The organism is Streptomyces sp. NPDC037401, assembly GCF_055602345.1.
The window spans coordinates 16,494-36,429 of record NZ_JBVJWO010000031.1; the positions used below are offsets into that span (position 1 = coordinate 16,494).

The 19,936-nt window shown below is 69.6% G+C and carries 28 protein-coding genes; 11 read left to right on the forward strand and 17 right to left on the reverse strand.

Annotated features, from left to right (window positions below; genetic code table 11):
• Positions 1-19: 19 nt before the first annotated feature.
• From ACZ7H1_RS27825 to ACZ7H1_RS27855, 7 genes are all read left to right on the forward strand, one after another.
• Entirely contained in the window at positions 20-1,273 is a 1,254-nt protein-coding gene (locus ACZ7H1_RS27825) for a Twin-arginine translocation pathway signal (RefSeq protein WP_470790524.1), read from the forward strand.
• Positions 1,274-1,275: 2 nt separating this feature from the next.
• On the forward strand, positions 1,276-1,590 hold the full coding sequence (locus ACZ7H1_RS27830) for a 4a-hydroxytetrahydrobiopterin dehydratase (RefSeq protein WP_470790525.1): 315 nt from the start codon (positions 1,276-1,278) through the stop codon (positions 1,588-1,590).
• A gap of 35 nt (positions 1,591-1,625) precedes the next feature.
• Positions 1,626-1,781, forward strand: coding sequence for a hypothetical protein (locus ACZ7H1_RS27835; protein WP_470790526.1), 156 nt, complete (start codon positions 1,626-1,628; stop codon positions 1,779-1,781).
• 9 nt (positions 1,782-1,790) lie between these two features.
• Positions 1,791-1,985 (forward strand): hypothetical protein, encoded by a 195-nt coding sequence (locus ACZ7H1_RS27840; protein ID WP_470790527.1) that lies wholly within the window; start codon positions 1,791-1,793, stop codon positions 1,983-1,985.
• A 158-nt stretch (positions 1,986-2,143) separates the two neighbouring features.
• A complete protein-coding gene (locus ACZ7H1_RS27845) occupies positions 2,144-2,467 on the forward strand; it encodes a DUF6233 domain-containing protein (protein ID WP_470790528.1) in 324 nt (107 codons plus the stop codon).
• Between the two features lie 90 nt (positions 2,468-2,557).
• Complete coding sequence (locus ACZ7H1_RS27850) at positions 2,558-2,857, forward strand: hypothetical protein (RefSeq protein WP_470790529.1); 300 nt, start codon at positions 2,558-2,560, stop codon at positions 2,855-2,857.
• A 57-nt stretch (positions 2,858-2,914) separates the two neighbouring features.
• Positions 2,915-3,325, forward strand: coding sequence for a helix-turn-helix domain-containing protein (locus tag ACZ7H1_RS27855; RefSeq protein ID WP_470790530.1), 411 nt, complete (start codon positions 2,915-2,917; stop codon positions 3,323-3,325).
• Between the two features lie 310 nt (positions 3,326-3,635).
• Here ACZ7H1_RS27855 and ACZ7H1_RS27860 read toward each other — a convergent pair whose 3' ends face one another.
• Positions 3,636-3,824, reverse strand: coding sequence for a hypothetical protein (locus ACZ7H1_RS27860; protein WP_470790531.1), 189 nt, complete (start codon positions 3,822-3,824; stop codon positions 3,636-3,638).
• A 454-nt stretch (positions 3,825-4,278) separates the two neighbouring features.
• Here ACZ7H1_RS27860 and ACZ7H1_RS27865 point away from each other — a divergent pair, with 454 nt between their 5' ends.
• Genes ACZ7H1_RS27865 through ACZ7H1_RS27880 form a run of 4 tightly spaced genes read left to right on the forward strand, consistent with a single transcriptional unit; the run spans position 4,279 to position 5,031 of the window.
• The gene (locus ACZ7H1_RS27865; protein ID WP_470790532.1) at positions 4,279-4,536 is read left to right on the forward strand and encodes a hypothetical protein; all 258 of its coding nucleotides are present in this window, start codon (positions 4,279-4,281) and stop codon (positions 4,534-4,536) included.
• Positions 4,537-4,541: 5 nt separating this feature from the next.
• Positions 4,542-4,733, forward strand: a complete 192-nt coding sequence (locus ACZ7H1_RS27870) for a hypothetical protein (protein ID WP_470790533.1) — start codon at positions 4,542-4,544, stop codon at positions 4,731-4,733.
• Positions 4,734-4,747: 14 nt separating this feature from the next.
• Positions 4,748-4,903: a hypothetical protein gene (locus ACZ7H1_RS27875; protein WP_470790534.1), complete on the forward strand. Its 156-nt coding sequence runs from the start codon at positions 4,748-4,750 to the stop codon at positions 4,901-4,903.
• On the forward strand, positions 4,900-5,031 hold the full coding sequence (locus ACZ7H1_RS27880) for a hypothetical protein (RefSeq protein ID WP_470790535.1): 132 nt from the start codon (positions 4,900-4,902) through the stop codon (positions 5,029-5,031). Before ACZ7H1_RS27875 ends, ACZ7H1_RS27880 begins: the two co-directional genes overlap by 4 nt.
• 3 nt (positions 5,032-5,034) lie before the next feature.
• Here ACZ7H1_RS27880 and ACZ7H1_RS27885 read toward each other — a convergent pair whose 3' ends face one another.
• The 16 genes from ACZ7H1_RS27885 to ACZ7H1_RS27960 form a co-directional block, all read right to left on the reverse strand.
• Entirely contained in the window at positions 5,035-6,051 is a 1,017-nt protein-coding gene (locus tag ACZ7H1_RS27885) for a site-specific integrase (RefSeq protein WP_470790536.1), read from the reverse strand.
• Positions 6,048-6,326: a hypothetical protein gene (locus ACZ7H1_RS27890; RefSeq protein WP_470790537.1), complete on the reverse strand. Its 279-nt coding sequence runs from the start codon at positions 6,324-6,326 to the stop codon at positions 6,048-6,050. The genes ACZ7H1_RS27885 and ACZ7H1_RS27890 overlap by 4 nt, the downstream gene beginning before the upstream one ends.
• 138 nt (positions 6,327-6,464) lie before the next feature.
• Positions 6,465-6,770 (reverse strand): hypothetical protein, encoded by a 306-nt coding sequence (locus ACZ7H1_RS27895; RefSeq protein WP_470790538.1) that lies wholly within the window; start codon positions 6,768-6,770, stop codon positions 6,465-6,467.
• Between the two features lie 10 nt (positions 6,771-6,780).
• Complete coding sequence (locus tag ACZ7H1_RS27900) at positions 6,781-7,134, reverse strand: hypothetical protein (protein ID WP_470790539.1); 354 nt, start codon at positions 7,132-7,134, stop codon at positions 6,781-6,783.
• On the reverse strand, positions 7,124-7,558 hold the full coding sequence (locus ACZ7H1_RS27905; protein WP_470790540.1) for a hypothetical protein: 435 nt from the start codon (positions 7,556-7,558) through the stop codon (positions 7,124-7,126). Before ACZ7H1_RS27905 ends, ACZ7H1_RS27900 begins: the two co-directional genes overlap by 11 nt.
• Positions 7,558-7,809, reverse strand: a complete 252-nt coding sequence (locus ACZ7H1_RS27910; RefSeq protein WP_470790541.1) for a hypothetical protein — start codon at positions 7,807-7,809, stop codon at positions 7,558-7,560. The genes ACZ7H1_RS27905 and ACZ7H1_RS27910 overlap by 1 nt, the downstream gene beginning before the upstream one ends.
• Before the next feature lie 27 nt (positions 7,810-7,836).
• Positions 7,837-8,607, reverse strand: coding sequence for a peptidoglycan recognition protein family protein (locus ACZ7H1_RS27915; RefSeq protein WP_470790542.1), 771 nt, complete (start codon positions 8,605-8,607; stop codon positions 7,837-7,839).
• A 152-nt stretch (positions 8,608-8,759) separates the two neighbouring features.
• A complete protein-coding gene (locus ACZ7H1_RS27920; RefSeq protein WP_470790543.1) occupies positions 8,760-8,990 on the reverse strand; it encodes a hypothetical protein in 231 nt (76 codons plus the stop codon).
• Positions 8,991-9,001: 11 nt separating this feature from the next.
• Complete coding sequence (locus ACZ7H1_RS27925; protein ID WP_470790544.1) at positions 9,002-9,613, reverse strand: hypothetical protein; 612 nt, start codon at positions 9,611-9,613, stop codon at positions 9,002-9,004.
• Between the two features lie 8 nt (positions 9,614-9,621).
• Positions 9,622-10,302 (reverse strand): hypothetical protein, encoded by a 681-nt coding sequence (locus ACZ7H1_RS27930; protein ID WP_470790545.1) that lies wholly within the window; start codon positions 10,300-10,302, stop codon positions 9,622-9,624.
• Positions 10,299-11,390, reverse strand: coding sequence for a DUF5047 domain-containing protein (locus ACZ7H1_RS27935; RefSeq protein ID WP_470790546.1), 1,092 nt, complete (start codon positions 11,388-11,390; stop codon positions 10,299-10,301). The genes ACZ7H1_RS27930 and ACZ7H1_RS27935 overlap by 4 nt, the downstream gene beginning before the upstream one ends.
• Positions 11,391-11,392: 2 nt before the next feature.
• Positions 11,393-13,162, reverse strand: a complete 1,770-nt coding sequence (locus tag ACZ7H1_RS27940; RefSeq protein ID WP_470790547.1) for a hypothetical protein — start codon at positions 13,160-13,162, stop codon at positions 11,393-11,395.
• Positions 13,163-13,634: 472 nt separating this feature from the next.
• Complete coding sequence (locus tag ACZ7H1_RS27945) at positions 13,635-18,434, reverse strand: peptidoglycan DD-metalloendopeptidase family protein (RefSeq protein WP_470790548.1); 4,800 nt, start codon at positions 18,432-18,434, stop codon at positions 13,635-13,637.
• A gap of 22 nt (positions 18,435-18,456) precedes the next feature.
• Positions 18,457-18,804 (reverse strand): hypothetical protein, encoded by a 348-nt coding sequence (locus ACZ7H1_RS27950; RefSeq protein WP_470790549.1) that lies wholly within the window; start codon positions 18,802-18,804, stop codon positions 18,457-18,459.
• A gap of 53 nt (positions 18,805-18,857) precedes the next feature.
• Complete coding sequence (locus ACZ7H1_RS27955) at positions 18,858-19,202, reverse strand: hypothetical protein (RefSeq protein ID WP_470790550.1); 345 nt, start codon at positions 19,200-19,202, stop codon at positions 18,858-18,860.
• A gap of 96 nt (positions 19,203-19,298) precedes the next feature.
• Positions 19,299-19,886, reverse strand: coding sequence for a phage tail tube protein (locus ACZ7H1_RS27960; protein WP_470790551.1), 588 nt, complete (start codon positions 19,884-19,886; stop codon positions 19,299-19,301).
• Positions 19,887-19,936 lie beyond the last annotated feature (50 nt).

A 19,936-nucleotide genomic window follows, 5' to 3' on the forward strand; every position in this document is an offset into this window, starting at 1 on the left:
GACCCCTCAGACTGGCCTCATGGGCCCCCGCAACGACGCTCTTCGTGCCGCGCGGCTGCGGGCCGGCTGGCGAACGATGGAGGCTGCCGCCGCCGCGCTCGAGCAGCACGGCCGGCGGTTCCTCGGCGACCCGCACTTCACCGTGTCCGCGCGGACATGGCGCCGCTGGGAGGGCCGTGCGGATGACCGGCGCTGGCCGTCGGAGGAGACGGCGATGGTGCTGCACGACGCGCTCGGCCGGTGGCCCGAGGACCTGGGATTCCCGGCGCCCGCCGGATGGATCCGCCCCGAGGCACACCAAGAGGATGACGTGAGACGTCGCGCTTTCGTGTCGGTGACCGCGGCAGCACTCGTGCCCGGCCCGACCGCCACGCAGCACGTGGACCCCGCGCTGATCGACTATTTTCAGCAGCAGCTCGAGGGGCACTACCGGGCGGACATGCTGCTCGGCCCGCACGATTTGATCGGCACCGTGTCGGCCCAGTACCAGCTGATCGACAAGTTGGTCCGGTCGGCGGCCGGTGAGACTCGGCGCGGCCTGCTGAGGGTCGGTGCGGCCTATGCGGCGCTGGTCGGCTGGCTGTACCAGGACGCCGGCGACCTGGCCGCCGCGGCGTTCTGGCGGGGCATAACGCAGGAGATCGCCGCCCGGTCGCGGGACCCGCACCTGATCGGCTACAGCCTGGTGAACTTGGCGCAGGTCCGGACGGACCTCGGTGACGGGCATGGCGTTATCGACCTGTGTGAGGCCGCCCTCGACGACGCGGACCGCATCGTCCCGAAAGTGCGGATCATGGCGATGCAGCAGCAGGCCCACGGTGCCAGCCTCACCGGGGACCGGGCCGCGGTCGACCGGCTCATCGACACCGCGGGCGGCCTGCTGCACCGCGTCGACGACGACCTGCCGTGGGGCAACGCCTGCCGGCGGACGCCCGGCTACCTCGAGGTGCAGCGCGCCACCTGCTACGGCCGGCTCGGTCTGGGCCGCGAGGCCGACAGCCTGTGGACTCAGGTTCTGGCCGCGGTGCCGGGGACTGCGCGGCGGGACCGGGGCGTGTACCTCGCCCGACATGCTGCCGCTGTCGCCGCGGCGCGGGAACCGGATCACGCGGTGGAGATTGCCCGTGAGGCGGCGACCATCGCAGTCGAGACCCGCTCGGCACGCATGGCCCGCGAACTGGGCGCGCTAGAGCGGGCGATGCGACCGTGGCAGGATGCGCCGGTGGGCCGGGACCTCGCCGAGATCCTGGCGCCCGTGACGGAGGGGAGCTGACGATGGGCGTGCCTGAGCCGCTGTCTGGCGAGGAGATCGAGCGGGAGCTGGCCGGCTTGCCGGGCTGGGAGCGGCGGGGGGATGTGATCACCCGCGCCTATCCGATCCGGTATCACGCGGCGGTGGCGGCCATCGTGACGATCGCGGACCGGTCGCGTCGGGTCCAGCACCACGCCGACCTTGACCTGCGGATGGACCACCTGCGGGCGACGATCACCACGCACGACGCCGGCTACGTCCTGACCGCTGCCGACTTCGACCTCGCCCGGCGCATCGACGCGATCGTGGCCGCGCATCAGGCGCTCCCTCTGGACTGACTCCCGCTGTCGGTGGCCCGGCCTAGACTCGCGGCATGAGCCGGACTGCTGCGGTGGTGAGTGCAGAGCTGACGGACCTGGTCCGGCGTGCGGCCCGGGAGCGGCGGCCCGTCGACCGGGACCGGTACGCGCGCCTGGTGGTGGAGTGGGCGCGGCTGCTCGAGGCGGAACGCGCGCGGTCGGCGGCCTAGGATCGTGGGATGGCTATCGACATTCCCGACCATCTGATCGAGCTCGAGCGTGCCGCGTGGGCGGAGATCCAGGCCGGCGAGCAGACCATCGAGACGGTCGCCGCGGTACAGACGGCGATCACCGAGTACGCGGCCGAGCAGCAGCTGAACCGGGTCGACGTCGAGATGGCAGTGAAGAAGATCGTGCGGCATCCGGAGGGCTGACAGTGCTCCGCCCCGTCGGGCGCTGTCCCCTGGGGCGGGGTCCGACGGGGCGGAACCGAGAGCCACCGCGCGCAGCCATGCAATCGGTGGATGTGATGTGTCCACGCTAGCCCCCACCACTGACACTGCCGGGCCGCCGCGGGCGTAGACTCGAACACATGTACGACCTGCCTCCGGATTTGCCCCGCCTCCGCACCCTGGAGACGTGGCTCACGGTCAGCCTCGACCGCGTCCGCCAGCAGATCGCCCAGGCCGAAGCCCACGAAGTAGCGATGCGAGTCCGGCGGCCCCCGCTTCCCGCACCGGACTGGCTGCTCGAGCGGGACCTGTCGGGTCGGCCGCTGCTCGTGCACCGCGGCGACTGCCACATGAAGGGGAAGCGCATCCACCCCGTGGCCGAGCAGCAGGCGCGGCAGGCCCTCGCGGACGTCGAGGCGTGCCAGCACTGCCGGCCTGACATCGCGCTCGGGGTGCTGGACTGACCACACCCTTGACGCTTCCTATTTTAGGAAGCTATAGTGGTGTCATCAGGTCAGGGGAACAGCCCCAGACCAGACCGGAAGGACCCGGCCATGACCGCCACCCACTTCACCGCCTGGCTCGTCAACGACCCCACCGCCCTCGACACCGGCTGCATCGACGTCTCCGTCATCGAAGACCGACTCATCGGCGGCGACCCCGAGGACGACAGCAACTGGGCCTCCCAGGGCGACCTCCTCCTTCACGCCATCACCAGCATCAACGCCGAAGACGGCAACATCGACGACGCCCAGAGCGAAGCCGAAGACCTCATGGCCGCAGCCGGCTGGCGCGTCACCGGCACCTGGACCGCCGTGGACAACGCATACATCGCCACCGTCGAACACGCTTAACCCGCGCGCTCCCACCGCCCCGGCCACCGCGCCGGGGCGCACCCATGAAAGGCCGCCATGTCTGACTACACCGACCCGCCCGGCATGCCCGAAGACGAGCGCATGACCGACGCCGAGTTCAAGGTGATCCGCGAATACCTCGGCCTCACCGGGGACTGGCTCGCTGGCCACCTCGGCGTGTCCCCCCGCACCGTGCGGCACTGGGAACAGGGCAAGTACCCCATCCCCGATGGTGTGCGGCTGGCGATGGAAGACCTCGAAGCGCGCACTGGGGAGTTTGTCGGCGGCATCGTTCAGACGCTGCTCGACATGCCTGATCCGGGTGTCCTGGTCTACCGCACCGATGCCGAGTACCACGCCGCGCAGTCCGACGTGGACTTTCCAGCGTCCTGGAACCGGGCTGTGGTCGCACGGGTCGCGCAGGAGGTGCCCGGTCTGCGGATTGCCTACCCGCCGGCTGCCGAGTAACCCGCACGCGCGACGGCCCTCCCGAGGGGGAGGTCCGGGAGGGACGCCGGCCCGGCGGGGCCCGGTCGCGCCACCGTAAACCCGCAGGCCGGGGTGGCGGAAGGCATATGACAACGCGAGTTCGGACAGCGAAAAGCCCCCGCCCATCACGGGCGGGGGCTTCACGACGATGGTGGCGGGCCGGGACTTTACGCCCCTCCCGGGCGCACGGGTTCGCGCGGCCCGCCCCGCGCAGACGCCGATCAAGCGCCTGGCACGCCTGCCCGTATCAGGGGCTCACTGCCAGTGTGGCACGGGGCGCCGACAGGCGTCAGGCGGGCGGGCACTCGTGCGTCATGAACCCCTCGCCGATGTCGCCCCCGCAGCGCGGGCAGGTGACCCCTTCGCGCAGGTCGTGCAGGTGGAAGTTCAGGTCATCGAGCGGGTGGTCGGAGCAGTAGACACTGCCAGGCGCTCGCTCGTTGGTGCAGCCGCCATCGGCCGGGTAGGTGCACTGCATGAAGACTCCAATCGTCGCGCTCTTGAGGGTTCTCACTCTGCGCCCGCCGAGACCCTGGCGGGTACCGAACGGTGCGTGGCCTGCCTCACGTCGGACCTCGACGCAACCCAGCGCATAACGTTCCCTTAAGCGCCAGGATTTGAGGTCTCTGGCGGCCCGTCCGCAACCCCTCGCTCGCGCCGCCGGCGAGTTACGTAGCGATGCAGGTCTCCGAGGATGACGTCAGTGAGGCTGCGCCCTTCGGCGGCAGCCTCCTTCTTCGCCGCCTGCCACAGGTCGTCGGGTACGCGGATGTTCCGGAGCGGCGTCTTGCCTGTGGCAGGTCGGGCCATGTCTCCCCCTCGAAGATGTGGGTACAGAAACTAGCATCCATCTGCGGGGGGGAACTTGACAAGAGGGCGCCGCGAGAGCATTCTGTAGGTACACAAACAAGCGGCGAGCAGGGGAGACGGAAATGAACACCACGGTTCGCGAGCAAGGTCAGACCGCCGTTGCCACGATGGCCGCCAAGCTCACCGACGAGGCCCTGTGTCTCGCCTGGATGGCCACCGAGGGCAAGCCCGCCACCCGGGAACTCGCCCTGGTACGGGGCTGGATCATGGACGAGCTGAACGAGCGTCTCGGCGACGACCTCTTCGACGAGTGGCTGATCGCCTCCGACGGGGACGGCGTGGGCGTCAACCCGCTCGCCTACCTTGCCATCGCCCGCTGATCCGCGTGGCGGCCATCAAGAACCGCGCCGCCTTCCTGGCGCTCGAACCGGACGGCCTGGACGCCGACGAGCTGTGGCGCCTCACCGGATACGTTCGGTGCGGCGCCTGCGGGTACCTCATGCACACCGAAACCCCTACCGCTTCGCCCGAGCACTACTGCACCCAGCGGCAAGCACGCCGCCGAGCCAACCCCTGACGGAGGACTTTCCTGTGAGCGACTACAATGCCAACCAGCCCTGCGGCGAGAACAGCTGCTACTGCCACGGCGCCGGACCCGAGCACGCCGATTGCGCGTGTGGCTGCGACTGCCCCCGCTGCTGGAACTGTCAGCAGAAGGCCGACAACTGCGACTGCGACGACGAATGACCGCACGCCTTCCCATCCAGTCGACCGGGCAGCCTCTCGCGCTGCCCGGCTCGGACCTGTTCGAGACGGTCCGCCGCAAGCTCATCGACGACCTCGGCCCCACCCGCGCGGGTGGGGCTTCGTCGTAGCTGTCAGAGCCCGATGCCCTCGGACGCGGCGTCCGTCCAGGCGTCGGCTTCCTGGATGTAGCCCCAGAACACCGGGCTGTTGGCGGCGTGGCCGGACTGAGCGCGGATCTTCTCTTCGCGCTTGCCGGCCTTGCGGGCGGTGGTGATGAATCCGGACCGCATGGAGTGGCCGGTGAGGCGGACGGTGATCCCTGCCCGTTCGGCGCTGCGGGCGATGATATCCCGGCAGGCGGCGGCCGACATGCCGGTGGTGCCGAGCTGCCCGTGGACGCTGATGGGCAGGAAGGCAGGGCCCGCCGTGATTCCGGCGGCGGCCTTCCAAGTGAGCCAGGCTCGGACGGGGCACGTGTCGGGGTTGGTGCCGTAGGCGACCCGCACCTTGCGGGCGGGACGGGCCTTGACCGACGGGACCTGAACGTCGAGTCCTTCGCTGACGAGCGTGATGCCGTCGGCGCGAAGGGCTGCGACTTCGGCGGACCGGCCTGCCATGCCGAACGCCATGAGCCAGAGCGCGCGGTCGCGGAGTCCGGTGAGGCTGGCGGGGGCGGCGTCGGCCATCTGCTGGAGTTGGGCGAGGGTGGCGGCGGGTGCTTTGCCTCGGCCGCGGGCCATGCGGTCGGGGTCGGCCTTGAGCGGCTTGAGGGCTTCCCGTGCTGCGACGGTGGCGGCCTTGGGGACTTCGACGCCGTGTTCCTTGCGGGCGGTGACGGTGACTCCGGTGATCCTGCGGTCGATGGAGTTCGGCGCCGCGAGCTTGACGGTGTCGAGCCAGACAACGAAGCCGACGAGGGTGCCCTTGGTGACGGCGGTGAGGGGAAGTTGGTGGCCGGTGCGTTCGGCGAGCCAGGCGTGGAACTCCTCCCACAGCCGCCAGTCGTTGGCGTAGCCGCGCTTTGTGTTCTCGGGGCGGATGGCGTCGAGGTGTTCCTCGGCGGCTTGTTCCATGGCGGCGAGGACGGCGAGGGTCGCCGGGTCGTAGACGGCGGGGGTGGCGCCCTGGTGTACGACGAGATCGGTCACTGGGCATCCGCCCGGCGCTCACGGTGGTTGTCGATGAGAGCGAGTTGCTGTTCGCCCGTCAAGCTGTCGATGAACTGCGCCTCGCCAAAGCGGGCGGTCTTGTCGAGGAGCGCCTCTGCTTCTGTCCGCCCGGACAGTGGTGTCCAGTGCGCGGTGCACCACGGTCCTTCAGGTCCACCGAAGCGGTGCAGGCGTCCGTGGGAGAAGCACCAGGCGAACTCGCCCGACTCAATCGGGTCGTACTCAGACTGATCGCTACGAAGACTCTGAGACATACTCAAGTGTACCAATTCTGGGCGCCGATATGGCATCTTATCTGGGGTACGTCTACCCAACAGGGCCCAGTTGTATGGGGGTTATCGCGGGCCAGGACACACGAAAACGCCCCCACCGCTTCGGCGGTGGGGGCGTCGTCACTTCTCCGATGGCGTCGGTTTGGTCGGCTTCTCGTGCTTGACCCACTTCAGTACGGTCTGCACGGTCTCGGCTGACAGCTTGGAGAGTGCCGCCACGGCCTCGCCGTCCCTGGAGCCCTTCACGATGCCAGCCTCGACGAGCGCGGCGTCGAGCTCCGCGGCCTTCGTCTCCTCCGGCGTCGGTCCCGGCGGCGGGTCGGGCGGGGGCCTGCGCTGCTCGTCGGCAAGGCCCAGGTCGACGAGCGTCTGCATGTCCGCGCCGGGCGGGCGACGGCGCACAGGCCGCGGGTCGGTGCGTGTCACCGGACCTCCCCTACACGTCGCTGCGGTGAAGGACTCGGGCCGCCCTGGCGGACATCGGCCTGGGTGTGGGGGGCTCCCCTCCGGTCTTCCTGATGGCGCCCACCAGGTCGCGGATCCGCACCACAAGCCATGCAACGGCCTCATCGTTCTCGGCGAGCCGCTCCCGCTGGGCCTCCGCCTCCGCCTCACGGAGAGCAATCCTCTTCTCCAGGCGCTCGATGGCCTTGCCCTGCTGCTCGCTGATCGCCGTGAAGTCGTCGCGGTTCTCCTGCCGCTTGGAGCGGCGCGCGGAGCGGCCAGCGAAGGCGGCGGCCACGGTTGCGGCCGTGGCCGCGCCGACCTGGATCCATGAGTCAGCGTTCATACGGGGCTTCCGCTCTCTTACGGCGGGGAGCCTCGGGCCATCCCGCCACGACCAAGACCGGGATGCAGATGAGCATCCAGATCGCTGCCGCCACCCAGCCGCGGGGAGCGTTCCCTGCGATCCAGGCGGCCAGGTAGGTCGTCATCCACGGCACGACGATGAGTACCAGGGCGACGAATCCTGCAGCGTCGCGGCCCGGCGGAGCCCACGCGCACACGATTGCGATGATGCCGGCGGCGATCCACAGCCACCCCCAGGCGTCGAGGGGGAAGGCGGACAGCGCGAGCTTGAGGCCTCGCTGGTCCGGCTGGGGTGTCACCAGCTGTCCGAAGCCATAGAGGCACCAGACGATTCCGTAGGAGGAGAGGATCGCGCCGCGGCGGCCGAGACGTCGAGCGAGTCGGCTGGCCGCACGGCGGAGCATTACACCCCCTTGGCGAGGGAGGCGCTGTTGGTGACGCTTACGATCCGCGCGACGAGGCCCTTGAGGAGAGCGACCGCGGCGGCCACGCCAGCGAGGGCGGCCGTGCGCCACATGCTCAGGTCGAGGGGCTGGGTGACGACCAGTGCGCCGATGAACGCCTGCAGGAAGGTGGTGATGACGCGCTCGACGAGGTCGCGGGCGTAGGTCAAGGCCGTCTTGATGACGGTCTCGCCGGTGGGGAGGAGTTCCATGGGTGGGTCCCGTTCTGTGAGGTGGGGCTACTGGGCGAGGCGGGCGGCCAGCTTGGCGGCGACCTTCTCGGCGATGGCCTCGACCAGGGCCGCGGAGCCGGCGACCTGGGTGGCGGCCTGAGTGGCGACGCTGGCGATCTGCTCAGGCGTGAGTACGGCGGCGGGGACGGCCTCGATGGCGGCGGTCTGCTTGCCATGGACGTAGTCCATGTACCGCTGGACGGCGCCCATGCGGACCGGAGCGCCGCCGGCCACGGGGTTCGGCTCGGTGTGGTTCCAGACGGCTGCGGCGATCTCGGCGGGTGTGGCCATGTCTTCCTCCGGGGGTGTGGTGCTGCCGGCGAGGCGCGCTGCTATACGGCCGCGCATCCAGGGCATGGTGAAGCCGGCGGGGTCGGACTTGTCGTCAGACCATTCCTTGTGCCCGATGACGGACTTGGCGGACCAGCCGTGGGCGCGGCATACCGCGGCCGAGGCGCGCTCGATGGTGTCGAGCTGGGCGTCAGGCCAGGGGTCCTTGCCGTCGCCGAGGTTCTCGCATTCCCACCCGTAGAAGCGGGCGTTGCCGTCGATGCCGTCGACGTTCCCGACGTTCGGGACAGGTGGGCGCACGTCGTAGTTCTCGTCCTGCACGGCGGCCAGTACGTCCGGGTCGCCGCCGCCGGCGTGGTTGCAGCGGCCGTAGCCGATGAGGTGGAACACCCCGTCCTTGGTGATGACGCCCTGGCAGAGCGGGCCCGGCAGGCCGGCGTACCCATCGCGGCAGATCCGTACCGTGCTCGCGGACCCGGCAGACACGGTGTGGTGGACCATGACGCCGTGTACTGGTCCCCAAGGGCGGCCGGGGGGTGCTGTGCGGTTGTGGGTGCGCCAGCCAGGGTGTTCCTGAACGCGGACGCCTTCGGCCCTCAGGGCGGCGAGGAAGGCGTCGGCGGTGAGCGGCGCGGCCATCAGGGGTTCGGCATTTCGAGCTCGGCGCCGTTGGTGGCGTACTTCGTGAGGCCGGTGATGCTGACGTCGAAGTCGGCGGCGAAGTCCCACAGGCGGGCGTCGAAGGCGGGCCCGGTGACGTCGGGCGATTCTGGGCAGCCGATGACGAACGCGAGGCCGCCGACGTTGGGGCTCCAGAGCTGGATGCGGTAGGCGGGTCCGCCCTGCTCGAGGGTGGGGAACATGGCCATTGGGGCTCCTCTTACAGGGAGTAGGTGATGCCGTTGAGGCTGATCCAGGGGGGCGTGACGCCCGACCCAGTGCCGACGATCTTGACGTGGCCGTCCGTTTGGAAGTCGACCTTGAGGCTGAGGCTGGACGACGTCGCTGCGGAGCAGGCGGCGGTGACCGTGCGCAGGCTCGTCGGGCGCGCCGCCGCAGGAAGTGCCGCGTTGAGGATCAGGCCGGTGTTGCCGATCGTGCTGCCGGTGTAGGGGATGTTGACGCCGCCCCGCCACATTGCGTACTGCTCGCCGAACAGGTTCACGATCCGGTACTGCGGTGTGCCGTTCGAGTTGCCGTCACCGGAGTAGCCGCCGGCCAGGGTCGGCGTGGTCCAAGCCGACGTTCCAGCTGCGAGGACGACCCAAGCCGTGCCGTCGTAGCCGGTGAAGAGCTTCTCGGTCGTGAGGAAGGCGACCATGCCGGCGGTCGGTGAGGGCAGAGCCGCGTTGCGAGCGGATGCGGTGGAGAATCGCATCACCGACCGGGCGGTGAGGCTGTTGACGATGTTGTAGGCCAGCGTCTCGGCGTTCGGGGCGTCGGTGAGGGCGGCGATGGAGACGCTCTGCCCATAGGCATCCGTGGTGGGCATGCGGCCTCCTAGGCGATGCGGTAGGTGATGTCGAGGCCGAGGCTGTCGCCGTTAGCCCAGGTGAACGGTCTTGTCGGGTTCCATTCCGAGGGCGTGGAGCCGGTGGCGGTCGTCGGGCTGATGACCATGAGGTAGTCGCTGCCTCCGAAGAGGCGGCATGAGCCCGCGTAGTAACCGCCGCCCGGGTCTGTGCCGATCGCGGAGCCCGTCCAGTGCATTGAGGCGTGCGGCAGGCTGGCTGCCGTGTACGGCATCAGGAAGCGGTATTGGCCCGTGCCGTAGGTCGTCGTGCTGCCCATGACGAGGTTGACGACGACATGGCACTCGTCGCCGCGTAGCGTCACCTGACCGTCTAGGGCGCCGTTCCCGAGCGCGGGGGCGGTGCCGGTGGCTGACCAGGTCGGCGTCCAGGTGGTCCACGCGGATCCAGTGCCAGCGCCGAGTCGCCCGAGTGCCAGCCAGTTCCCCGAGCTGGACTGACTGATGACGATCAAGTCGCTGGCCGCCGGGTCGAGATAGTGCTCGGTACGGCGGGCGACGATGTCGTCGGTCGTCGTGACCGTGCCACTGGATCCCACGGTGGCCACGGTGGCGAGTCGCCAGTCGGCGCCGCGGACGGCGGGGGTGGCCGCGCCCTCCTTCGCCGCCTGCGCCAGGAAGGCGTCAGCAAGTGCAGCGTCGATATTCACGCGTCCTCCTTCGCGGCGATGGTGTGCACCACGAAGTCCCCGCCCGGCTCGAGCGGGACGGAGACGGAGGCGACCTGGTGGAGTTCCTTGGTGCCGTCGGGGTAGTGCACGCGGACGACGTCGCCGGGCTCGACCGCCGGATTGGGCAGGGCGCTGATGTCCGCCGAGGCGTTCGGGGCCTTCGCCGACCGCAGGCGTAGCGTGGCTGCGGACGTGCACTGCCCGCTGTTGATCAGGGTCGCCGAGCTGTAGAAGGCGGGGCGGTGCCCGAAGGGGCCGTCCCAGTAGGTGGGGCTGGTCGGGTCCGTGTCTGTGACCAGCGCCGACACTGGCGCGACCCCGGACTCCGTGTTCTCGCCGCGAGCCAGGACGCCGTTGTAGACGCCGTCGAGACTCATGCCGCGGTCGGCGCTGACGTAGGCGCCCCCCTCTCCGGCGGCGATCGTCCAGACGGGGTCGACGGCCAGCAGGTCAGGTAGCTCGGCGATACGGAAAGCGCCGTCGGCGTCGCAGTACACCTCTGCCCCGATCGCCGTCCCCAGCTCGAGGATTGCCGCCCACGGGTCGCCTTCGATGTCCCACGTGCGGGGGCCGATCGCCGCGTCGGCGGCGGTGGAGACGATTTCGGCGTCTGGGAGGGAGCGCGTGATCAGGGCGGTGATGGCGCCGACTGCGGTGCCGGTCGCCCGGTAGGGGGCGGTGAACCGGTCATCGGCGATGACACACTCGAGGCTTTTGCCGGACAGGGTGACCGGCCCCTCGTCGGCGTCGCCTCCGACCTCGTCCAGGCGAAAGACACCGAGGGGGACGAGTTCTGTGTCGCTGTCGCCGTACTGGATCCCTCTGGAGATCCGCAGCCGTGCCCCGTAGGTGGCCAGCTGGTCGACGGGCGTTCTGGGGATCAGGGACGGGGTGGGCAGGGTGACGCTGCAAGTCCGCCGGCTGGCGGACTTACGGTCCACGCTGACGCTGCCGCCTGTGTGCTCCAGCGTCTCGACCGTGCCGTCAGGCCGGAACAGGATGATCTCGGTGACGACGATGTGGGGCTCGGTGATGGCCGCCAGGAATCGATCGGAAACCGCGTACAAGCTCAGCCTCCGATCGGACGGTTGAGGAACACGTCCTCCCAGGTGGCGTAGCGCGCGAGGACGTCGGCCCAGGTGGCGTTCTCGGACAGGACGTCCTGCCAGGTACGGCCGGCGGATCCGGCGACGCCGACGGTGACAGGCATGTCCACCTGCTTGAGCGGCAGGGACCAGGTGCGCCAGGAGTCGCTGGCGATCCCGCCCCCACGCTCCTCTGCGACGGCGGCGACGGTGACGTACATGTCGCTCACCCCGAGGCCAGGCGCCGCCTGCCACAGCAGGACGGACCCGGGATCGAGGAGCAGATGAAGAGCTTCACGCTCTTCGTCGGTCTCCGTGAAAACGGACAGATCCCCCTCAAGACCGCCGCGGACGTCGGAGAGGACGACCGAGTTCCGGCGCCCACGGACCCGGTATTCGGCCTGCTGGACCGGCCGCTGCCACGCCGGTGCCCGCGCGATCAGCACCCTCGCGTTGCGCTGAGGCCTCCCCGGGTCCTTCAGCCAGCCCCAGTTCGAGTCGCCGGGATCGAGGGTCACAGAGACGCTGGTGCGGGACTCTGGCACCGTCTCGCCGGGCTCGAGGATCTCGACGTAGTAGGAAACGGGTACGCCGAGAGGGGCTTCGTAGTCCTCGATGACGGCGACGTCAGCGGTGATGGTGTCCCCGGAGATCAGGCCGGTCGGCCCACGGACGAGGGTGCGGGACCCGTCGGACAGCACGCGCCAGACGCTCAGGCCGTAGCCGAGGGTCAGCTCCCGCAGAGTCAGGGTGATGGATGCGCTGCCGTCGTCGCCGACAGCGTCGATGGTCGGGTACGCGAGCAGCAGGGCGACCTGGTCCAGCCGCAGCGCGGAGGACCCGGCGGTGGCGGTGAGGGAGAGCTCCACCGCGGCCTGCGTCGCGTTGGCCGGTGCGGTGACGAAATTGCTGAGCGTCCACCAGTTCGGTGTCGGCGCTGCTGCCGATCCGGACGAGGTGAGCCCGAGGTCGTTGTTGGAGGCGTCGTACCAGCGCACCGACCGGTTCATCGTCCAGCCACCCGCGGTGACGTTCGCAGTGAACTGCAGCTGGTGGGATTGCCCGCCAGCGGCGCCCATCGCGTACTTCGCGGACCGGATGACAGAGGTGGTGGCGGTCGCCGAGGACACGGTGAGGGCGTAGCCGCCGTCGGTGGAGTACGTCCCCCACGGCGTGGACCGGGCCAGGGTCGCCACGCCGCTGATGACCGTCCAGGAGCCCTGGTCCCTCTCGAAGCTCGCGTCGGCGTAGGGCAGGACGGAGCCCTCGCGGATGACGGGTGCTGCGGCGATGACGGCCCGGTCGACACGGACGACCTGCGCGGCGGTGCCGGAGGTGATCCCGGCGGCGAGCACGGCGTAGGACGTGCTGGCGGGGGCGACAGCGGAGACGCGCTGCTGATAGTAGCCAGTGCCGGGCGCCGCGAGATTCGCCCGGGTCGCGGACAGCTGGGAGTCCGCGGCGTTGTAGAAGCGCAGCTCGACCCAGGTGGTGGAGCCAGCGGTGGGCGGGTTGAGGTAGGCGTAGCCGATGTACTCGGTGCCCGCGGTTGCGGACGGCTTTTCGGTGGTCTTGATGGCTGCGTTGCCGTTGGCCGTGACGGTCATGGCCAGGACGTGGCCGCCGGAGTAGTAGTCGTCGACCGGCCACTGCACCATCGGCGCCTGCCGGGCAAGCGAGCAGTTCGACTCGGCCGCCCACTTCAGGGTGGCGTGCTCAGTGTTCTCGGCATCCGCGGACAGCAGATTGCCCATAGTACGGAAAGGGCTTCCGAGGTACGCATTCTCGAATGCGCTGATCACGCTTCCCGCGGCCGGGGTGGAGGAAAACACCACCTGGGCGAAGCCGGCCCCGGCAGGAGCGACACCAGAGACGGAGATCCGGTGCCACGACGATGACGCAGTGGCGGTGGTCAGCGACCACGTGACCGAGATCTCGACCGGGAAACCCCCCTGAAACCAGCGAATCCCGATCCGCTCGGGCACCGTCGCGCCCGATGCGTCGGCAAACGCCTGATACTCCTGACCTGCGACAACGCTGTACATGGACGCGGTCCTGGCCCGCATCTCTCCTGAAGCCGTCGAAGTAAGACGCAGGGTCTTGTCGCCATTACGGCCCCCCGTCCCCTGGCTGATGGCGCAGTTGAGCTCGGCGGTCCAGCCGGAGATGGATGGGTCCATCGACTCTGTTGCGCTGGCGAGCTTGTTCCCGGGGATGGCCATGCGGTCACCCCCTTCGTCCGGCGCGCATGACGGCGAGCGCTTGCTGCTTGCTGGCGTTGACCCGGCTGTCGGCCCTGCTGTCGACGTAGGCCCGCAGGGTCGGGCCGTCCTGGACCACGAGCGTCACCTCCTGCCCTGGGGTGAATCCGCCCCCAGCTGGGGCGGTGGCCAGTCGCATCAGGGCGTTCGCCTGCTGCGTTGTGAACACGGGCTCGGGCCGACCTGTGCCGTTGTAGGCCAAGTTCAGACCGGGCTGCAGGTAGCCGCCCGAGTCGTAGCCTCCCGGGCGCCCGTAGGCGGCGGGCAGGCTGCCGTAGCGGGCGAGGGCGTACCGCATCGAGGCGAACACGTTCGGCAGGGGCGACGTTGAGACCCCGTAGGAGAAGGGTCCGGTGTTACGGAACTGGCCCGCGTACTGCCGGAACGTCGGCCCGATTACCTGCATCAGGCCGACGGAGGGGTGTCCGGCCTGCCAGTTGCTGTCCCAGCGGTTGACGATGTTCGGGTCTCCGCCGGATTCCTGCTGCATGCGCCGCAGCGTGACGCCGAGGTGGGAGGCCGGCTGGCCCAGCATGCTGAGCGCCCGCAGCACGGTGGGCGTCCACCGCGCCACGCCTGCCCCGCCGACGGCGGGAGGCCCGCCGCTTTCGAGGTACGCCATCGGGTCGACGGGGACGCCGTTGAGGCGCGCTTCGAGGTGCAGGTGCGGGCCGGTGACATTGCCGGTGGCTCCGACTCGTCCGATCAGCTGGCCCGCGGTGACAGCGCCGCTGGTGGCGACCATCTTTGAGAGGTGGGCGTACAGGGACTGCAGCCCGCCGCCGTGATTGAGCAGGATGTGATTGCCGTAGGGTCCGCCCGATTTGGCTGCGGCAACCTGACCGGTGGCCACAGCGGTGACGGCTTTGCCGACTGCGGCCGGGAAGTCGAGGCCGGTGTGCCGGCCAGAGGACCACATGCCGCCGGCGACGCCGAAGCGCGTGCCGTAGGGCGCCGAGACCGGTGAGAGCCAGCTCCCGCCCGTGGACAGCGCCTTGTCCTCGTCGCCCTTGATGGCGTTCAGGCCAGCGTTGAGGAGCGATGTCGGCACCGCCCGCACCAGTGATCCGAATCCGTTGTCGGTGCCCGGGATGTTCTTGATGAGGGCGCGGATGGGCGCCGAGGCGAGTTTCGCCGCCTTGTACACCCCTCCGAGGATCCAGTCCTTCGCCGATCCGATGGCGCTGCCGAGCTTGTCGAGGGCGCCGCCGAACCAGTCGCCAGGGCCTCCGTGGGCGCCGACGGGGCCGCCCTTTGCAAAGGCGTTGCGGGCGGCCTGTCGGCGCATGGTCTCCATCGCTGCGTGGCCGCCGACACCTTGGACCTCGCGCGCGGTCCAGACGTGCTCGCCGTTCGAGAGCAGTGCGGGGATGGAGTCGGAGGTCGCAGTGCCGGGACCGAAGACGGAGCCGCCTTGGGCGAACTTGAACGCCGGCAGCTCCTTGATCGGAAGCACGGTGGATGCGGCCTTCCAGAGGCCTCGGATTCCCTTGTTGTACACAATGTCGATGACCCACTTGATGGGGGCCCGCGTCAGGTCCTTGATCTTCTCCCAGACCGTGCCGATGCCGTCCCGGGCCGCCGCGAAGGCGTCCTTGACGAGCCCGACACCCTTCTTGATGGCGTCGAAGGCGGGTTTGATGCCCTTCTCCCACAACCACTTCGCGCCTGCGGCGATCATGTCGAAGATCGGCTTGATGAACATCCACAGCCATTTGACGACCTCGCCGATCGCGCGAAACGCAGGGCGAATCGCGTTTTCCCACAGCCACTTCGCGACCTTGCCGATCAGCTCCAGCCCGGCCTTGAACAGCAGGAACTGCGGGCGGATTGCGGTCTGCCAGAGCCAGATCGCGAAGTCGCCGATGAAGGAGAACGCAGGTCGGATGGCCTCCTTCCACAACCACATCGCCGTCGCCCCGAGCGCCTTGAACAGCAGCACGAGCGGGCCGATCACCAGGACTGCGGCGATCGTGAAGAGAAGCTTGGCGGCTGTCCATATGAACCTGAAGGCAGGCCCAATGGCGTTGGTCCACAACCACATAGCTGCCGCGCCGACCGCCTTCAAGGCGGTCCAGATGCCGGCGAGGATCGGTTGCAGAATCGCCCAGACGTAACGGGCGCCCGTCTGGATTCCCGCCCAGGCGGCCTGCACGGCTTCGCGGAACCATCCCCAGTGCTTGTAGGCGTAGATCACCGCCGCGACGAGGGCGACGATGCCCGTGATGATGAGCGTGATCGGGTTCGCGGCCATCACCGCGTTGAAGATGATCAGCGACAGCGTCCACAGTTTCGTCGCGATCCACGCTGCATAGAACAGCTGGATGAGCCACGGCAGGGTCTCCGCCACAGAAGCGATGGCTGCGGCGACCGCACCGAGCGCCGTGAGGACCGGTCCTGAGAGCGGCGCGGAGGCCTTGGCGAGCTGGTAGAAGCCGTTGGTGATGGCGCCGATCGCCTCAGCCAGGATCGGGCCCTGCTGGGACGAGTAGGCCAGGAAGCCTTCGAACTTCGCGGTGCCCTTGAGGCTGGTGCCCCAGGTGGCGAACCTCCCGGTGATGGTCTGCATGCGCGCGGAGATCGAGTCCATATGGGGCAGGAAGGCGTCGATGATGCCGGCCATGCCTTTGAAGATCCGGCCGAAGGACACACCGAGGCCGACGATGGCCGGCTCGACCGCGCCTGAGAGTTCGTCGCGGAACTGGTTCCACCACGGCGAGTCGAAGCCCTTGGAGACCCGATCCTGCAGCGTCTTGATTGCTGACGCCGCTGCCAGCACGAAGGGAGTCAGGCCGGGCAGGCTGTTCTTCATGCCCTCCAGCGCCCTCGTGAAGATGGGCATGATCGTCGGCTGCAACGACTCCGACCAGGCGATGAACGCCGTCTTCAGGGAGGTGAAGGCGTTGAACGTACCGCGCGCCGACGGGGTCAGCTTGTCCAGCGCAGCCTGGTACTTCGCCTGCGCCAGGGCAGCCTGATCGACGCCCCCGGCCGCAGACTGCGACGCGGAGGCGATCTGACGCTGCGCGGAGGCGATGGAATCCGCAGCCGACTGCTGCGCGGCCACCAAGGATTCCTGGGCGCGCTGCACCGAGCGCGCCCCGTCCTCCTGAGTGCGGGCTACGTTCCGAGAGGCCTCGGCAACCTTCTGCTGCGCCTCAGCGATGGCCCGCTGGTTAGCGATCTGCTGGTCCGCTGCCTCCTTGCCGGCCTTACCCAGGTTCTTCTGCTCCTCGGCGACCTTCCGCTCGGCCTCCGCGATCCGCTCCTGGGCGTCCTTCACCGTGTCGGAGCCATCGACGCCGGCCTTGTCCGCGGCCTTCTTCTCGGCAGCCAGCCGAGCCGTCTCTTCCCTCTGCTCCTTCAGTCGCTGAACGGCCTGGTCGTAGGCCAGCTGTGCCCGCTGCTGCTCGACCAGCGACGCCCTGCCGCCCTTGGCCTGGACGGCCGCGAGTCGGGCCCTGGCCTCCTCGACCGACAGGACTGCATCGCGCTCGGAGAGCTGGGAGTTGGTAAGCCGGTCCCCCAGCTCGGCCAGTTCCAGAGCGGCGTCCTTGCGTGCCTGCGTCAGATCCTGCTGAGCCTGCCGGGCCTGCCGCTGGGCGTCCGCGAGAGACTCCTCCGCCCGGACGACTGCATCGGCGGCGGCCTCCTGTCGGTCCGCGGCCTGCTGCACCGTGTCCGCGAGAGACTGGCGCGCGGCCTTCACCTGCTCGGCGGCCTGCCGGTTCGCGTCGGCCGAGGAGCGTACAGCGTCAGCCACAGCCTGCTCGGCGCCGCTGATCTGCCGCGCGGCATTGCGGTGGGCAGCCGCCAGAGCCTGCTGGGCGCCAGCGAGCTGCAGTGCTCGGGACGCGCCCTGGTCGGCCGTCTGTGCACCCCGAAGCGTGGATGTGGCGGTCGCGTCCTGGGCGGCCTTCTGGGCTTGCAGGGCGCTGCCGATTCCGAGGATCGCGGGGACCGCGGCGGCCGCCAGGGCACCCACACCAGCCGCCGCAGCGATGGCGGCCGACCCGATCGCCCCGACGCCAGCGGCGATGACGGGGATGGCGGGGATGGCTGCCAGGCCGCCCAGCGCGACGGCCAGCTGCAGGACCGCCGAGACGGCGCCGGAGGTGTCGACGTCGATGCGGGCGCGTTTGCCGTCGACCGCATCAATCTCGGCCCGCACCGCGGCCAGTTGCGTGCGTGCCGCGGCCGTGTCTGCGCGGACCTGCACGTTCGGGTGGCTGGAGCCCAGGCGCTGGAGCTCGGCCTCGATCAGCCGGATCTCGGCTTTCGCGGCTTCGGCGTCGATGTCGATGCCGATGCGCTGCGACGCGAGGGTCTCCATGCGCACGCGCAGGGCCTGCAGGTCGGCGTCGGCCTCGGAGGTGCTCGCGTCGATCTCAATCTTGGGGAGGCTGCGGAATGCGGCCTCGAGGCGGGTCTTGAGGCTGCGGCTGAATGCTCCGCCGGCCTCGTCGCCCTGCCGCGCGGCGGCCGCGCGCGCCGTCCGGCCGCCCTGGACCACGCCTTCGCGCAGGGAGTCCCGCACGGTGGCAGTGATCCGGGACGAGATCTGCCGGCCGATCTGTTCGCCGATGGACGTGCCGATGGCGCCGACCTGGGCCTGCATGGCGGGCCCGAAGGAACGCCCTGCGGCCCGACCGGCATCCTCGCCCGCGCGGGTGGCTGCCGGCTCCAGGGCGGTCCGCAGTCGCGGGTAGATGTTCCGCGTGTTGGGGACGATGTCGACTTCGACAGACCCGACTGAGATCGCCACAGGAATCTCCTCCCTGCGCGCGTCAGGCCGCGCCCCCGTTGATCAGCTTGAAGAGGACCTCGGCGCCCTCGTCGGTAATTTCCGCCCTGCTCCGGCGGGCCTTTGCGCCAGGTCGGGCGATGGGCTCCGGCGCTGGCGGGCGGTCTCGCTTTTCGACGTTCGCGCACGTCAGGACGTACTCGACGCGCCTGACGGCATCCGCAGTGGACGCGACCAGCTGCTCGAGCTGCGACCAGCGGCCACGCTCGGGTTCACCTTGGTCAGCCTGTTCGGCGAGTTCCTCTTCCGCCGTCTCGTTGCGCAGTGCGGTCATGGTGTGCGACTCGGGCGGCAGGTGCTGGATGATGACGCGGAGGCGGCGCCAGGACATGGTGCCGCGGTGCACGTCGAGGACGTCGAAGCCGCGGTCCAGTAGGTCGGCTTCTACCGCCTCCGCGTGGTCCTCGAGGATCCCCGCGGTCCACTGGATTTCCCCAGGGCCTCCCCGGACTCCTCGCCGACCTTCTGTGCGAACGCCCCGATCTTCTCCGTGTCGGGGTCCAGCTCCTCGTAGATGTCGTAGTCGTCCTCGTGGAGCACGAGCTCCATGAAGGCGTCCATGTCGCCCCGGTTCAGAGCCCGCAGGGCGGACGAGCGCCAGCGCGTGGCGGGCAGTACGCGGACGTCCTTGCTGACGCCGTCGTACCCGGCCATAGGGATGGTGAGGTAGCCGTCGTCGGCGGCCTCGATCTCCTGCGCCTCTGCGGGCGGGACTTCCTTAGTGGTCACGGCGCGGTCCTTTCATCAGGGCGCGGTCACAGAAGGGGGTGGAGGCGGGCGGGCCGGGACCGCGCCAGGTGACGGCCCGCCCGCCCGATCGAGGGGTCAGGAGCCCGTGTAGGCGGGGGTCACCGGCACGATGTCCGCGTGGTAGACCGTGTTGCCGGCGGCGTCCGGGTAGGCGGTGATCGTCCACTCGAAGCCCGCCATCGAGTCCTGCTTGTGAGTGACGTCGGCCCGGTCGGAGATCTCGCCCTCGGGGACGTAGAACCCGCGGCTGGTGTTGGCGCCATCGAAGACGACGAACCAAAACGCCCTGCGGTCCGGCGTCGGGGAGGCGGTCTCGGCGAAGCTGGTGAGGCCGCTGGCAGGGGTGAGGTCGTCGACAGGGACGCGGTACTGCAGCGACTGCACCGTGACGCGCGATGTCTCCCAGGCGGTGAGCTTGAACGTGCGCAGGCTCTTGGTGATCTGGGTGCGGATAGGCGATGTCAGGCCCCAGGGGGTGAACTCCTGGCTTTCCTCGTCGAACCCCTGGACGAGGCCGTCGTCGCTGATACAGCCGAGCGGCTTCCATGCCGCAGCGGGCTGGGTGAGGGGGCCGGCGGGAGCGGCGGTGCCGACGTCCGCGACCCAGCCGCCGCCGTTGGCGCCGATCTGAGTGAGGTCCGCGGCTCGGGTGATGTTGACCATGGTGTGGGTCTCCTACATGCGAAGACCCCGCCAGCGGACGGGGTCGGGTT